The 13,090-nt window shown below is 75.5% G+C and carries 14 protein-coding genes; 4 read left to right on the forward strand and 10 right to left on the reverse strand.

What is annotated here, in order from left to right:
• Positions 1-113: 113 nt before the first annotated feature.
• The 3 genes from ACFY8W_RS00700 to ACFY8W_RS00710 are packed head-to-tail and all read left to right on the forward strand — an operon-like array spanning position 114 to position 2,109.
• Entirely contained in the window at positions 114-815 is a 702-nt protein-coding gene (locus ACFY8W_RS00700; RefSeq protein WP_391101628.1) for a glycosyltransferase, read from the forward strand.
• A complete protein-coding gene (locus ACFY8W_RS00705) occupies positions 812-1,447 on the forward strand; it encodes a DUF2064 domain-containing protein (RefSeq protein ID WP_391098409.1) in 636 nt (211 codons plus the stop codon). Before ACFY8W_RS00700 ends, ACFY8W_RS00705 begins: the two co-directional genes overlap by 4 nt.
• A complete protein-coding gene (locus ACFY8W_RS00710) occupies positions 1,444-2,109 on the forward strand; it encodes a methyltransferase domain-containing protein (RefSeq protein ID WP_391098412.1) in 666 nt (221 codons plus the stop codon). Before ACFY8W_RS00705 ends, ACFY8W_RS00710 begins: the two co-directional genes overlap by 4 nt.
• On the opposite strand, the gene ACFY8W_RS00715 is transcribed toward ACFY8W_RS00710, so the two are convergent.
• Both ACFY8W_RS00715 and ACFY8W_RS00720 read right to left on the reverse strand, forming a co-directional pair.
• Positions 2,082-2,504, reverse strand: a complete 423-nt coding sequence (locus tag ACFY8W_RS00715) for a hypothetical protein (RefSeq protein ID WP_391098414.1) — start codon at positions 2,502-2,504, stop codon at positions 2,082-2,084. The genes ACFY8W_RS00710 and ACFY8W_RS00715 overlap by 28 nt on opposite strands.
• Positions 2,501-3,667 carry a molybdopterin-dependent oxidoreductase gene (locus ACFY8W_RS00720; protein ID WP_391098416.1) on the reverse strand — a complete coding sequence of 389 codons (1,167 nt, stop codon included), beginning with the start codon at positions 3,665-3,667 and terminating at the stop codon, positions 2,501-2,503. Before ACFY8W_RS00720 ends, ACFY8W_RS00715 begins: the two co-directional genes overlap by 4 nt.
• 113 nt (positions 3,668-3,780) lie before the next feature.
• Between ACFY8W_RS00720 and ACFY8W_RS00725 the strand changes: the two genes are divergently transcribed.
• On the forward strand, positions 3,781-5,199 hold the full coding sequence (locus ACFY8W_RS00725; RefSeq protein ID WP_391098419.1) for a glycosyltransferase 87 family protein: 1,419 nt from the start codon (positions 3,781-3,783) through the stop codon (positions 5,197-5,199).
• Here ACFY8W_RS00725 and ACFY8W_RS00730 read toward each other — a convergent pair.
• From ACFY8W_RS00730 to ACFY8W_RS00765, 8 genes are all read right to left on the reverse strand, one after another.
• The gene (locus tag ACFY8W_RS00730; protein ID WP_391098422.1) at positions 5,186-5,752 is read right to left on the reverse strand and encodes a DM13 domain-containing protein; all 567 of its coding nucleotides are present in this window, start codon (positions 5,750-5,752) and stop codon (positions 5,186-5,188) included. The genes ACFY8W_RS00725 and ACFY8W_RS00730 overlap by 14 nt on opposite strands.
• Before the next feature lie 93 nt (positions 5,753-5,845).
• Positions 5,846-6,739: an NmrA family NAD(P)-binding protein gene (locus ACFY8W_RS00735; RefSeq protein ID WP_391098424.1), complete on the reverse strand. Its 894-nt coding sequence runs from the start codon at positions 6,737-6,739 to the stop codon at positions 5,846-5,848.
• A 514-nt stretch (positions 6,740-7,253) separates the two neighbouring features.
• On the reverse strand, positions 7,254-7,790 hold the full coding sequence (locus ACFY8W_RS00740; protein ID WP_391098427.1) for a flavoprotein: 537 nt from the start codon (positions 7,788-7,790) through the stop codon (positions 7,254-7,256).
• 109 nt (positions 7,791-7,899) lie between these two features.
• Positions 7,900-8,730 (reverse strand): TIGR03943 family putative permease subunit, encoded by an 831-nt coding sequence (locus ACFY8W_RS00745; RefSeq protein WP_391098429.1) that lies wholly within the window; start codon positions 8,728-8,730, stop codon positions 7,900-7,902.
• An 11-nt stretch (positions 8,731-8,741) separates the two neighbouring features.
• The gene (locus ACFY8W_RS00750; RefSeq protein ID WP_391098431.1) at positions 8,742-9,767 is read right to left on the reverse strand and encodes a permease; all 1,026 of its coding nucleotides are present in this window, start codon (positions 9,765-9,767) and stop codon (positions 8,742-8,744) included.
• A 106-nt stretch (positions 9,768-9,873) separates the two neighbouring features.
• Positions 9,874-11,358, reverse strand: coding sequence for an ATP-binding cassette domain-containing protein (locus tag ACFY8W_RS00755; RefSeq protein WP_391098433.1), 1,485 nt, complete (start codon positions 11,356-11,358; stop codon positions 9,874-9,876).
• Positions 11,355-12,173, reverse strand: a complete 819-nt coding sequence (locus ACFY8W_RS00760) for an ABC transporter permease subunit (RefSeq protein WP_391098436.1) — start codon at positions 12,171-12,173, stop codon at positions 11,355-11,357. Before ACFY8W_RS00760 ends, ACFY8W_RS00755 begins: the two co-directional genes overlap by 4 nt.
• The gene (locus ACFY8W_RS00765; protein ID WP_391101630.1) at positions 12,170-13,084 is read right to left on the reverse strand and encodes an ABC transporter permease subunit; all 915 of its coding nucleotides are present in this window, start codon (positions 13,082-13,084) and stop codon (positions 12,170-12,172) included. The genes ACFY8W_RS00760 and ACFY8W_RS00765 overlap by 4 nt, the downstream gene beginning before the upstream one ends.
• Positions 13,085-13,090 lie beyond the last annotated feature (6 nt).

The following is a 13,090-nucleotide window of genomic DNA, read 5'->3' on the forward strand; positions in this document are numbered from 1 at the left end:
GCCGCTGCGACGGTCACGGGCGTCCCCGGGCGAACGGGGTGACGTCCGCGTTTCGTAAGGACTTCCGCAGCCTCGGCCCGCCCTCCGCTTCCTACGGTGGACCCGTGACACCCATGACCGTAGACGTCGTCCTTCCCTGTCTCGACGAGGCCGGGGCCCTGCCCTGGGTCCTCTCCCGCGTCCCCGCCGGCTGGCGGGCGATCGTCGTCGACAACGGCTCCACCGACGGATCCGCCGCGCTCGCCCGGAGTCTGGGCGCCACCGTCGTCCACGAGCCCCGGCGCGGCTTCGGCTCCGCCTGCCACGCCGGACTGCTCGCCGCCGAAGCCGAGTTCGTCTGCTTCTGCGACTGCGACGCCTCCCTCGACCCCGGCCTGCTGCCCGGGCTCGTCGGTGTGGTGGCCGACGGCTCCGCCGAGCTGGTCCTCGGCCGTCGCCGTCCCACCGGCCGCGGCGTCTGGCCCGCCCACGCCCGTGCCGGGAACCTCGCGCTGTCGTGGCTGCTGCGGCGGCGCACCGGACTGCGGCTGCGCGACCTCGGCCCGATGCGGGCCGCCCGCCGCGAGGCGCTCCTCGGCCTCGAACTCACCGACCGCCGAAGCGGTTACCCCCTCCAGACGGTCGTACGGGCCGCGGACGCGGGCTGGCGGGTGCGCGAGGTCGACGTGCCGTATCTGCCCCGGTCGGGCCGGTCGAAGGTCACCGGCACGTGGAGGGGCACGTGGCAGGCGGTGCACGACATGCGGAAGGTCCTCGCCGACGCCGCGCCGACGCCGGTGGCGGGCTCCGCACCGGCCGGCGGAGTCCGCCGGTGACGACCCTGCTCGTCATCGCCAAGCAGCCGCTTCCGGGCCGGGTGAAGACCCGGCTCACACCTCCGTTCACCGCCGAGGAGGCGGCCTCCCTCGCCGAGGCGGCGCTGGCCGACACCCTGACCGCCGCGGCGCGGGTCCCGGCCGGACGGCACGTCCTGGTCCTCGACGGCGCGCCGGGAGCTTGGCTGCCGGCCGGCTTCGACGTCGTCCCCCAGGCGACGGGCGGGCTCGACGAGCGGCTCGCCGCCGCGTTCTCCACCTGCCCCGGTCCCGCCCTGCTCATCGGCATGGACACCCCGCAGGTCACCCCGGAACTGTTGGTCCCCGCGCTCCACTGGGGCGCCCACGACGCCTGGTTCGGTCCCGCGGCGGACGGCGGTTTCTGGGCCCTCGGCCTGGCCCGCCCCGACCCGGCCCTGCTGCTCGGCGTCCCGATGTCGAGGCCCGAAACCGGGGCCGTCCAGTACGAGCGGCTGCGCGCGGCCGGGCTGCGCATCGGGATCCTCCCCGGTCTGCGGGACGTGGACACCGCCGCCGACGCCCGGCACGTGGCGGCCGGGGCACCCGGCACCCGCTTCGCCGCCCGGTACGCGGCGCTGGCCCCCACGGCCACCGCCGGAGCGGGCCCGTGACCGCGACGACGGCCTGGCAGGCCGACCCGTACGCCGACGCCCTGCGCGCCGGTCGCGGCCCGCTCTTCCTGCGCCGTGACGACGGCTGGCTGCTGCCGCTGGAGGTGGAGCGCTGGTGCGAGGCTCCCGACCGGGCCGATCGCTCCGTCCTGGAGCGCTGCCGGGGTGCGGTCCTCGACATCGGCTGCGGCCCGGGCCGGCTGGTCGCCGCCCTCGCCGCCCAGGGCCGGCGCGCGCTGGGCATCGACGTCAGCCCGGAGGCGGTGGCGCACTCCGTACGCCTGGGCGGCACGGCCCTGTGCAGGTCGGTCTTCGATCCCGTACCCGGGGAAGGCCGTTGGGACACGGCCCTGCTGATCGACGGGAACATCGGCATCGGCGGCGACCCTGCCGCCCTGCTCCGGCGGCTCCGGCAGGTCGTGTCCCCCGCCGGGACCGTCCTCGCCGAATGCGTGCCGCTGGACGTCGACGAGCGCTGCGAGGTACGCGTCGACGACGGCCGGGGCGGTCGCGGGGCGCCGTTCCGCTGGGCCCGCGTGGGCGCCCGGGCACTGGCCGGGCACGCCGTCCGCGCGGGATGGGCCGTGTCCGAGCAGTGGACGGTGACGGGTCGCTCCTTCGTCTCGCTCGTGCCTCAGTCGTCCTCCGCGGAACGCCGCTGAGGCCGGGCCCGCCCCCGTCGTCGGACGTACAGCGCGCCCGCCACGACGGCCACGGCCCCCAGCACGATCGCGAGGTTCCGGGCGTACGGGAGGGGCAGCGCCGACGGGTTCGGAGGCTCTCCCGGCCGTACGATCAGCGGAAGTGCCACCAGGACCACGCTCCCCGCGACGACCAGCGCCCCGCGCAGCAGGCCCCGCTCGGGACGTCCGACGAGCAGCAGCCCCACGGCGACGACGAGCGGCGCGAGGATCCCGTCGTGCAGGACGAGCGCCCCCACCAGCCACACCCCCACGCCCGCGGGGTCCGGCCCGACCGCCACCAGCCACGCCCCGAGGCCGATCAGGCCGAGGCCGAGGGCGCCGACTCCGAACCGCAGCGCGTTCGCCGTCCTCACCGCACCTCCAGGCGGTGCACCCATTTGGTCTGCAGTACTCCGGGCCGGTTGGGGGCGATGATCCGGGCCGGGAAGCCGTGGTCGAGCGAGAGCACCTGCCCGTTGAGGGTGAGCGCGAGGAGCGACAGCGGGTCGTCGACGTAGTCGGCGCCCATCTCCATCACCCGGTAGGCGCCGCTCAGCTCGAGCGACGTCACGCGCACCGCGGCCGTCCCCGGCCGTCCGCCGGCCCGCGCGACCAGCTCGCGGACCTGCACTCCCGCCCAGTCGGCGTCGACGCTCCAGCCCTCGACGCACGCGATCGGCAGCCGGACACGCGTCTGGGGCATCGCCCGCAGCGCGTCGAGGGTGAGGACGTACGGGCGGGGCCCGGCGACCTCGAGGCGCCACTGCCGCAGGTCTTGCACCGCCACGCCGGCCGCCCCGGCGGTGCGGTTCACCGGCAGTCCCTGCGGGCCGTGGTCGGGATGCCGTGGCGCGAGCAGATCGAACGCCTTGAGCGGGGTGAAGGACTGACCGACCGTCGTCAGCGTCACCACACCGACCGCCCCGCCCGTGGCCAGGAGCAGCGAACGCCGGTCGACGGCGTCCTCGGCGGGCAGAGAGCGTGTCCCCGCCGAGCTCCGCCCCCAATGGTCCCGGATCTCGGGGGCCTTGACCGCGACGTGCAACAGGACCGAGCCGGTCACCACCCAGGCGACGGCGAAGTGCACCGGCACGAAGGCGAAGGGCCACGGGTACCACTCGACGATGTTCAGCAGGCCGGTGAACAGCTCGAAGACGGCTGAGGCCACGAGCAGCGCGACGGAGAGCCGCTCGAGGGCGTGGCGTACGGACCGCACCGGCGGCCAGACGAAGAGCCGGGGATACACCGCCCACAGCTTGACCAGGAGCAGCACGATCGCGGCCAGGCCGGTGGCGACGTGCAGGCCCTGGTTGAGCGCGTAGCCCCACACCGGCCGGGTGGGCAGCCGGTCGGCCAGCCAGCCCGGTGGCCGTTGGAGGTAGTGGCTGACGAGCCCGGTGACGAGGCAGACGGCGAAGGCCAGCCCGAGCCACCGCCCGACGGCCGTGGCCGTCCTGGCGTCGTGCAGTCGGCCGGTGAAGCGGGGCGGCCTGAAGGCGGGCAGCGCCGGACGCGGCCCGGGCATGCGGAAGGTCATGCCCTCCATGACACCGCCGCCGCGGGTCCCGCGGGCGTTCCGACACCTTACGGAATCCGAACGCTCCGCCGGGTCGCCCACCGGTCCGCCGGCCCCGCTGACACGCTGCGCCCATGACCCGCGCTGACCGTACCCCCGCCCGTACCGCCGCCTCTGCCGCCGTCGTCGCCGCCCTGCTCCTCGCGGCCCTGACCGCGACGCTCGCGGGCCTGCTCCGGGGCGACGCGACGGGAACCGGCTTCCTCGCCCGGTACGCGGCCGCCTGGGCCCTGTTCGCGGGGGCCGTCGTCGCCCTGCGCCACGTCACGGCCCGCGCGGCGGTCGTGCTGCTCCTCGCCGGGGCGGTCGCGGTCACGGCCACCGGCCTCGTGGCAGCCCCACGCACCAGCACGGACGCGTACCGGTACGCGTGGGACGGCCGGGTGCAGGCCGCCGGCGTCTCCCCGTACGACCACGCACCCGCCGACCCCGCCCTGTCCGTGCTGCGCGATCCGTGGCTCTTCCCCGACGGCGCCGCCTGCGCCCACGGCCGCGACCTCGCCCCGCTCGCCGGCGGCCTGTGCACCCGGATCAACCGGCCCGCCGTGCACACCATCTATCCGCCGGCGGGCGAGGGCTGGTTCCTCCTCGTCCACGCGCTGTCACCGTCCGACGTCCGCCACAAGGCCCTCCAGACCGGCGGCGCCGTCCTGTCCCTGTCCGTCACCGGCCTGCTGGTCCTCGCCCTGCGCCGCCGGGGCGACCCCCGCCGGGCGGCCTGGTGGGCGTGGTGTCCGGCCGTCCCCGTGGAGGGGGTGAACAACGCCCACGCGGACGTCCTCGCCGTGCTGTTCTCCGTGTGCGCCCTGGTCGTCGTGGCGCGCCGGCGGACGGCGGGCGGGACCCTGCTCGGTCTGGCGATCGCCGCGAAGCTGCTGCCGGCGCTGCTGCTACCAGGAGTCCTGTCCGGGGTACGGCGACCGCGCGAGGCGCTCGCGGTGCTGGGCCCCGCGGCCGTCACGGTCGCCGCGCTGTACCTGCCCTACGTCCTGCTCTCGCAGGGCTCGGTCCTCGGCTACCTCGGGGGCTACGCGGAGGAGGAGGGTTACGACGACGCGGGCGCGGGCGGCCGGTACGCCCTGGTGCGGCTCGTGGTCCCCGACGCGTGGGCGCTGCCCGCCGTCCTGCTCGGACTCGCGGTGGTGTCGGTCCTCGTGGTCGTGCGCGGAGATCCCGAACGCCCGTGGCGAGGTGCCCTGGTGACCGCCGGGACGGCGTTCCTGCTGCTCACTCCCGGCTACTCGTGGTACGCCCTGCTGCTCGTCGCGCTCGTGGCGCTGGACGGCCGCTGGGAATGGCTCGGCGTCGCCCTGGCCGGCGCGGTCGCCTACCTCGCCGGCCCCGGAGCCGGCGGCGGCGCCGTGACCGCCGCGTACGGGGCGGCGGCGCTCGCGGTGTGCGGTGGGTGGTGGGTGCGGCGGCGTCCGGACGCCCGGCGCCACGCCCGCGGGGGTGACAGCCGGGCCGACCGCGTGACCGTCAGGCGCGGGTGAGCTCGGCGGCGCCGAAGGAGACGTCGAAGCGGTCGCACCAGATGCTGACGCTGGAGTACTTGGCGAGGTCGGTGCCCTCGGGCAGGGCGTAGTTCTGGTCGCCCTTGTTGCCCTTGAGCCTGCCCAGGCTCAGGTGACGGCCGTCGTCGAAGACGCGCCACCCGGCCACGCCCTCCTTCACCGGGGCGTCGGTCAGCCACACCCGGAGGTCCGGGCCGTTGCTGGTGTCCAGGTTCTCCAGGCGCAGCGTGTGCGTGCCGTCCGGGAGGCGGATGATCTTCACGGTGCCGGAGGTGCTGTGCTCGTGGCTGATCAGTTCGCCGGAGGCCACCTCCTGCGGTGCGGCCGGCGGTGCCGGGGCGGTGCCCGTCGGCGAGGTGCCCGCCGGCGTGCCGCCTGTCGGCGTGGTGGCCGGAGCCGTGGGCAGGGCCTCGCTCACGGTCTCGTCCACCCAGAGCTTCCAGGGCTGGAACCACACGAGCCCGCCGCCGAGCCCGAGCACCACCGCGGCGACGACGGCGACGGTGATTCCTCGACGTGACACCCTGCTCATGCGGTTCTCCCTGAATCGTCGCTGGTAATGGCTGGGTTCCCATTCAACGCGCCCCGTCCTTCGCGCGTCCCGGGCCCGGCCATGACGATTTCCTTACGTCAGCCCCTCCTCAGGGGCGTCGAGGGCCGGTGCCACCACCGCGTGGGCGAAGTCCTCGAACGCGCGCGGCTCGTGGCCGGTCAGGCTGCGGACGCCGGCGCTGGTGGACCCGTGCGTCCCGGTGCGCAGGTCGCGGAAGACCTCCACGACCTGCTCGGCGAGCCACTGCGGCAGTCCTGCTTGCACCATGCCGTCGACGGCCGCCTCGTCCGGCACCGGAACGTACTCCACCGGCCGGCCGACGGCCGCCGTCAGCCGCTCGGCGACCTCGCCGTACGTGATCGCCGCCGGGCCGGTGAGTTCGTACGTACGGCCGCCCGGCTCGGCACCGGCGGGCTCGGCGAGGGCGGCGACCGCGGCAGCGGCCACGTCCCGGGGGTCCACCATCGCGATCGGGGCGTCGCCGGCGGGCAGGAAGAACCGGCCCGCCTGACGGATGGTGGGTGCCGAGCCGAGGATGTTCGACATCAGGTGCGCGGCGCGCAGGACCGTCGACGGGATCCCACTGGCGCGTACGTGGTCCTCGAGGCGGCCGTGCTGGTCGAAGAAGACCGTGGGCGAGCCGGCGGCGGCTCCGATCGTGGACAGCATCACGACCCGTTCGACGCCCGCCCGGACGGCCGCGTCGACGGCGTTCGTCCCGAACTCCACCTGCCGGGGGTCGTTCGCGCACAGGAGGAAGAGCCGGTCGGCGCCGTCGACGGCGCGGCGCAGGGAGTCCGGTTCGGCGAAGTCGCCGTGCGCGAGCTCGGTGGCGGCGCCGAGCCGCGCTCGGGCCCGCTCGGGGTCCCGGACGAAGGCCCGGACCGGCACGTCCCGGTCGCGCAGGCCCGCGACCACCCGGGCACCGATGTTCCCTGTCGCGCCCGTCACCAGAACCTTCGCCATCCCGGTCACTCCCTGAGGTCGGTCGTCCCAGGACCACGCTAGGCGGGCGCCGGGACCGGTCGGCGGAGCGCCGCACCGGAGTTCCCCGACCGGCCCATCCTGCGGACCGGCTCTCGCCGACCTGGATGGGTGGTTCTGCCGATGCGTCGCCCTCACTCCGCGAACGGTGCTGATGACCTGATGCGGAGAGGGAAGTGGGCTCGCCACCCCCAGCCCCAGTCCCAGCCCCAGCCCCAGCCCCAGCCCCAGCCCACGATCATCTCCCCACCGGGCCCGGCGCTCGCGCCATGGCGTCGGCCCTACGACGGTCAGGAGCCCGGGGCGCAGGAGACTGGCCCCTGGGACCATGACCCCGGAGTACCGCCATGAGTCCGAGGGCGGCCCGGGCCTCGCGGGCCGCCGGACGGGCGGCCGCGATCGCGTCGCCGGCCGAAGGGCCGAGGGCGACCATGGTGGCGCGGAATCACCGTCCAGGGCGCCATGGTCGTCTCCGTCCTCAGCTCGCTCCACGTGCTCAGGAGGAGCCGGCGGTCCTGCCGTTCAGCAGTTCCAGCGCCTCCTCCCAGCGGAACCGGTCCGCTCCCCCGCCCGCCCCCGGCCGTGGCGGCTCGTGCGCGCCGAGCAGCACGCCCATCTCCCGCAGCCGGTCCAGGCTCCGGACGTACGCCGGGTGGGCGGCCATGGCGGCGTTCACGTGCGGCAGGGCGGCGGTCGGTATCCCCATCCCGTACGCCTCGCACAGGATGCCCAGGGCGAGGGTGTCGGCGATGCCTGCGGCCCACTTGTTGATCGTGTTGAACGTGGCGGGGGCGACGGCGATGGCGTCGGCGGGCGGGAGCGGGCGCGGGTCTCCGGGGCTGCGCCAGGCCGAGCGGATCGGGTAGCCGGTCTGGGCCTCGATCGCCTCGGTGTCGAGGAAGCCGAGTCCCTGCGGGGTGGCCGTCACGCCGACGGCCCAGCCCTGCTGTTGCGCTGCGGTGATCAGCTTGTGGGCGTCGCCGGCGATGCCGGCGGCGCAGACGACGACGTACAGGAACGGCTGGGTGGTCACGCGGGAACTCCCGGTCGGCGGCTGGAGCGGGGAACCCGGGCAGCGTACGCGCCGGCGCGTTCGTCGGTGGCCGCCGCCGTGAGGCCCGACCGTTCCGGGGCGGGCGGCCTCAGGCTCCCGCGGCCTCCGGAGGCGTGTCCTGGTAGGGGTTCCGCGGCTCGGGTACGGTCCTCGACTCGCCGACGTCGAACGCCGGCAGCGGATTCTCGGGATCGACCTCGCCGGAGCGCCAGAGGCCGGTGACCTCGACCCAGGTGTCGGTGGGCGGAGCCGCCGCGCCGTGCATCTCCACCCGCAGCGGACGTGCGTCGGCCGCGCAGCAGCTGACGGTCAGCCGGTTGAGGTACCAGGTGTCCGGGCGGGGCCCGGGGCTGGCGAAGCCGACGAGCCTGATCTTGCGGCCCCGAAGGCTCATCTGCTCGTACGCGGTGCGTCCGATGAACTCGCGCATCGACATGGGCACGGTCGGCACGTCCTTGAGGTCGGCGAACGACGTGCGCTCCGCGGCGGCCCTCGCGCCTTCGCGCGAAGCGGTGTAGGAGCCCAGGGCGGGCGGCGCGAAGAACAGCAGGGTGAGCGCCGGAACGGCGAGCAGCCACGCGACGCGCGGCGCGCCGCCATGGCCATGGCCGTGCCCGTGGCCATGGTCCTCGTGGTCCGCGTGATCGTGGGAGGTGTCGTGCCAGTAGGGCCTGCCATGCGCGTCGCGGCGCAGTTGCACGACCGGCTGCCGGAGCCGTTCCCTCACCTCGGCGGCCAGTCCCGTCCCGCCGAGGATCACGAGGAGGACGCCGGAGAGGATCAGCGGAGCCCACAGCCCCTCTTTGACGTACCGGAGGTAGGTGTCGCTCCCGACGGTGATGTGCAGCAGGCCGCCGCCGATCGCCGTCAGCAGCAGGGGCAGGCCGAACCGGCCGGCCTGACGGGCTCTTTCCTTCACGGCAGTCCTCCTCACAGCAGGGCTCCTCCGACGAGGACGCAGCACAGGACCGCGACGACGAACGTCGCGATCGAGAAGCGCACGGCGAAGGCGCGTCCGAAAGCGCCCGTCTGCAGCGCGATGAGCTTCGTGTCGACCATGGGCCCGACGACCATGAAGGCGAGCCGGGCGGTGGGCGAGAAGCCGGTGAAGGAGGCGGCGACGAAGGCGTCGGCCTCGGAGCACACGGCGAGGAGCACGGCGAGCAGCGCCGCGACCAGGACGGCGAGCCAGGGCGAGTCGTCGAACAGCCGCAGCACCGAAGGCGGTACGAGCACGCTGAACGTGGCGGCGGCCATTCCGCCCACGACCAGGAAGCCGCCCGCGTGGAGGAAGTCGTGCTGCAGGCCGCGCCGGAACTCCGACAACCGGCTCGTGCCGGGTGCGTGCCCCAGGGGGCCCTTGGGCAGGCGCAGCCACTCCTCCCGGCCGGCCTTGAGCCACAGCCATCCCATGGCCACCGAGGTGGCCAGGGACGCGGCGAGCCGGGCCACCACCATCTCCGGCATGCCGGGGAAGGCGATGGCCGTCGACACCAGGACCACCGGGTTGACGGCGGGCGCGGACAGCAGGAAGGCCAGCGCCGCCGCCGGCGTGACACCGCGTCTCATCAGGCTGCTCGCCACCGGCACGGACGCGCATTCGCACCCGGGCAGCACCACGCCGGCCGCGCCGGCCACCGGCACGGCCAGCACCGGGTTGCGCGGCAGGACCCGGGCGAACACGCGGGCCGGCACGAACGCCCCGATCGCCGCCGAGACGACCGTGCCGAGGAGGAGGAACGGGATTCCCTGGACCACGATGGCCACGAGCAGGGTCCGCCAGGCGCCGAACGCCGGCAGGGCGAACCAGTGCTGCGCCACCGATCCGCACAGGACCGCGAGCAGGCCCGCCGTGACCGCGAGCGATCCGGCCGACGGCCGGGGCCTGCGCGGGAGTCCGCCGTCGTCGTGCGCCGCCCCACGGTGTGGTGCGGTCGTTCTGGTCCCCTCGGTCACGCTGCCCCGCCCTTGTCGCTGTCCGCCGCGGTTCGGCGGAACGCCGGCCATCGCGCCGGAGGTCGGCCGGCGCGGGCGGGCGCCACATTAGCGTTGATAATCATATTCATCTAGGGCCCGAGCGCAGCAGAGCCTCCGTCATCGGGTGCTCCGGTGCGTCGAACAGCCGCCGCGCGGGCCCCTCCTCCACCACCCGTCCGCCGTCCAGGACCGCGATCCGGTCGGCCAGCGCCCCCGCGGCCGCGAGGTCGTGGGTGATGAACAGCAGGGACAGCCCGGCCCGTGCGCGGAGTTCGCCCAGCACGCCGAGAATGCCCTCCCGGGTGACGGCGTCGAGACCGGACGTGATCTCGTCGCAGATCAGCACCTTCGGCTCCGCCAGCAGGGCGCGGGCGAGGGCGGCCCGTTGGAGCTCTCCGCCGGACAGCCCGCCGGGCCGCCGCCCCACGAGCCCGGCCGGCAACCCCAGCTGCCCCAGGACCCGTTCCGCCGCCCGCCGGGCTTCACCGGGGCCGAGGCCCCGCAGGCGTACGGCGGTACGGGCGACCTGGTCCCGCACCGGCCGGTACGCGTCGAAGGCCGCCCCCACGTCCTGGAACACGTACTGGACGGCGGCCAGTTCCGACCGCGTGCGGGAGCGCAGGGTGCGGGCGAGCGGCCGGCCGTCGAGCAGCACCTCGCCCCGGTACGCCGGGTGCAGCCCGGCCACGCACCGCCCCAGCGTCGTCTTGCCGCTGCCCGAACGGCCGACCAGCGCCAGGCACTCCCCCGCCGCGACCTCGACGCCGATGGTGTCGAGGACCTCCAGCGGGCCGGCCGGGGTGCGATGGCTCGCGCTCAGGCCGCGGGTCTCCAGCCGTACGGCGCGCCGCGCACGGGCTTCCCGAGGAGGGGCGGTCGCCCGGCGCGGCAGGGCGGCCAGCACCGAGGCTGCCGTTCCCCGGTCCGCCACCCGGCCGCCGCGCAGCAGCACGACCTCGTCGGCCAGCTGCCGTACCGCTTCGAGGTCGTGACTGAGCAGAACCACCGCGACGCCCCGCCGCGCGACCGCGGCGAGCTCCGCCATGACGCCCTCCCGGGTCAGCACGTCCTGGCCGGTGGTGGGCTCGTCGGCGACGAGGACGCGGGCGCCCAGGAGGAGCGCCTGCGCCAGCACCACGCGCTGTTGCTGCCCGCCGGACAGCTGGTGGGGGAACCGGCGCAGGGTCCCGTCCGGGTCGGGGAGCCGGGCCAGCCGCAGGGCCTCGCGGACCCGCTCCCGGACCTCGGCCCGGCGCCCGCCCTGGCGCCGGGCGATGTCGCGCAGCAGCGCGCCGACCCTGCGGGCCGGGTTCAGTACGGCGGCCGGGTGCTGCGGCACGTATCCCACCACGTGTCCGGCGGTGCGGACGGTGCCGGTGGTCCGGGCGCCCTCGGGGTATTCGCCGAGGAGCGCGCGGCCGGTGGTGGTCTTGCCGCTGCCGGAGTGCCCGATGAGGGCCGTCACCTTCCCGGCGCGGGCGGTCAGGCCGACGCCGTCGAGGATCAGGCGCCCGTCGACCTCGACCCGCAGGTCCCGTATCTCCGCCACGACCTCCTCGGGAGTGGTCATGTGGTTCCCTTCCCGCGGCCCTGCCGTTGCAGGGCCGCGTCGAACAGCAGGTTGGTGCCCATCGACAGGGCGGCGATGAGCAGGGCGGGCACCACCACGGCCCAGGGCTGGAGGAAGAGTCCGGTGCGGTTGCGGTCGACCATGACCGCCCAGTCGGCGGCGTCGGGCTGCACGCCGACGCCGAGGAAGGCGGCCGTCGCCACCAGGTACAGGGCGCCGGTCAGCCGGATCCCGGCGTCGGCGGCGAGGGTGCGCCGCATGGCCCGGGCGACGTGCCCGACGGCGATGCGCCACCAGGACTCGCCCTGCAGGCGCAGTGCCTCGACGGCGGGCCGCGCCGAGATCTCCACGGCCGCGGCGTGGACCACCCGGGCCGCGTCGGGGACGGCGGCGAGCCCGATCAGGACGGTCAGTCCGAACGGCCCGGGGGCGAGGGTGGCGGCCACGAGCAGCACCAGCAGCAGCGAGGGAACGGCCATCAGCACGTCCAGGGGCCGCATCAGGGCGTCCTCTAGCCGGGCCCTGCGGGTCAGGGCGGCGGCGAGGCCCAGCGGGACCGCCAAGGCGTAGGTGAGCGCGGTGGCCGCGATGGCCACCAGCACGACGGAGCGGCCGCCCAGCAGTACCTCGCGCCAGACGTCCCGCCCGGTGAAGTCGGTGCCCAGCCAGTGCCCGTCGCCCGTGGCGAAGGAGACCGAGCGGGGACCCGGTGGTCCGGCGAAGAGCGGTCCCAGCAGGGCGAGCAGCAGCGGCAGCGCGATCAGCGCGGCGGCGAGCGCGTACCGGGACGGCGGCTGCCGCTGTGTGCCGCTCATGCCGCCGCCTCCGAGCGCGGAGCGAGCCTGCGCGCCACCAGGTCGGCCCCGGTGTTGACGAGTACGGTCACGACGCCGAAGACCACCGCCATGCCCTGGATGACGGGCACGTCCCGGGCGGCGACGGCGTCCACGAGCACGGTGCCGAGGCCGGGAACCACGAACAGCGCCTCGACGACGATCACTCCGCTGAGCAGCCAGTCGACGGTGCGGGCCAGCTGCTGGGCGGCCGGGGCCAGGGCGCCCGGCAGCGCGTGGGTCCAGCGGATCCGGCGCTCGGACAGTCCGTACCGCCGGGCCTGGGCGACGTACGGCGAAGCCAGGGCGTCGATCATGCCGGCGCGGACCAGCCGGCTGATCGTGCACACCGGCCGGGCGAGCAGCACCACGACGGGCAGCACGAGCACGGCGGGATCGGTGGTGAGGCCGGTGCCGACGGCGGTGGGCGGCAGCCAGCCGAGCCACAGCCCGAACACGGAGGCCAGCAGCACCCCGAGGGCGAACTCGGGTACGGCGTGCACGGCCAGGGTCAGGGCGCTGACCGTACGGTCCACCGCACCGCCCTCGCGTCGGGCGGCGAGGACGCCGAGGCCGACGGAGAGCGGGACGAGCAGGGCGAGCGTCGCGGCCGCGAGGACCAGGGTGGGACCGAGGCCGCCCGCCAGGTAGGCGGTGACGGGCCGGCCGGAGACGAGGGAAGTGCCGAGGTCGCCGTGGAGCAGGCCGCCGGTCCAGTGCAGGAGGCGCTCGCCCGCGGAGCGGTCGAGGCCCATGGTCTCGCGGATCCGGGCGATCCGTTCGGGGTCGGGCTGCTCTCCGGCGAGCGCCACGGCGGCGTCGCCGGGCAGGGCCTCGGTGAGGGCGAAGAGGAACAGGACGAGCGCCGCCGTCTGCCCCAGACCGAGGAGCATGCGGCG

The sequence above is a fragment of the Streptomyces sp. NPDC012637 genome (assembly GCF_042954805.1).
Classification (GTDB): Bacteria; Actinomycetota; Actinomycetes; order Streptomycetales; family Streptomycetaceae; genus Streptomyces.

Excerpts from the sequence above, each read along its gene's own strand:
- ACFY8W_RS00700 (WP_391101628.1), top strand. The coding sequence starts at position 114 with ATGACCGTAGACGTCGTCCTTCCCTGTCTCGACGAGGCCGGGGCCCTG.
- ACFY8W_RS00720 (WP_391098416.1), bottom strand. The coding sequence starts at position 3,667 with ATGACCTTCCGCATGCCCGGGCCGCGTCCGGCGCTGCCCGCCTTCAGG.
- ACFY8W_RS00725 (WP_391098419.1), top strand. The coding sequence starts at position 3,781 with ATGACCCGCGCTGACCGTACCCCCGCCCGTACCGCCGCCTCTGCCGCC.
- ACFY8W_RS00730 (WP_391098422.1), bottom strand. The coding sequence starts at position 5,752 with ATGAGCAGGGTGTCACGTCGAGGAATCACCGTCGCCGTCGTCGCCGCG.
- ACFY8W_RS00735 (WP_391098424.1), bottom strand. The coding sequence starts at position 6,739 with ATGGCGAAGGTTCTGGTGACGGGCGCGACAGGGAACATCGGTGCCCGG.
- ACFY8W_RS00755 (WP_391098433.1), bottom strand. The coding sequence starts at position 11,358 with ATGACCACTCCCGAGGAGGTCGTGGCGGAGATACGGGACCTGCGGGTC.
- ACFY8W_RS00760 (WP_391098436.1), bottom strand. The coding sequence starts at position 12,173 with ATGAGCGGCACACAGCGGCAGCCGCCGTCCCGGTACGCGCTCGCCGCC.
- ACFY8W_RS00765 (WP_391101630.1), bottom strand. The coding sequence starts at position 13,084 with ATGCTCCTCGGTCTGGGGCAGACGGCGGCGCTCGTCCTGTTCCTCTTC.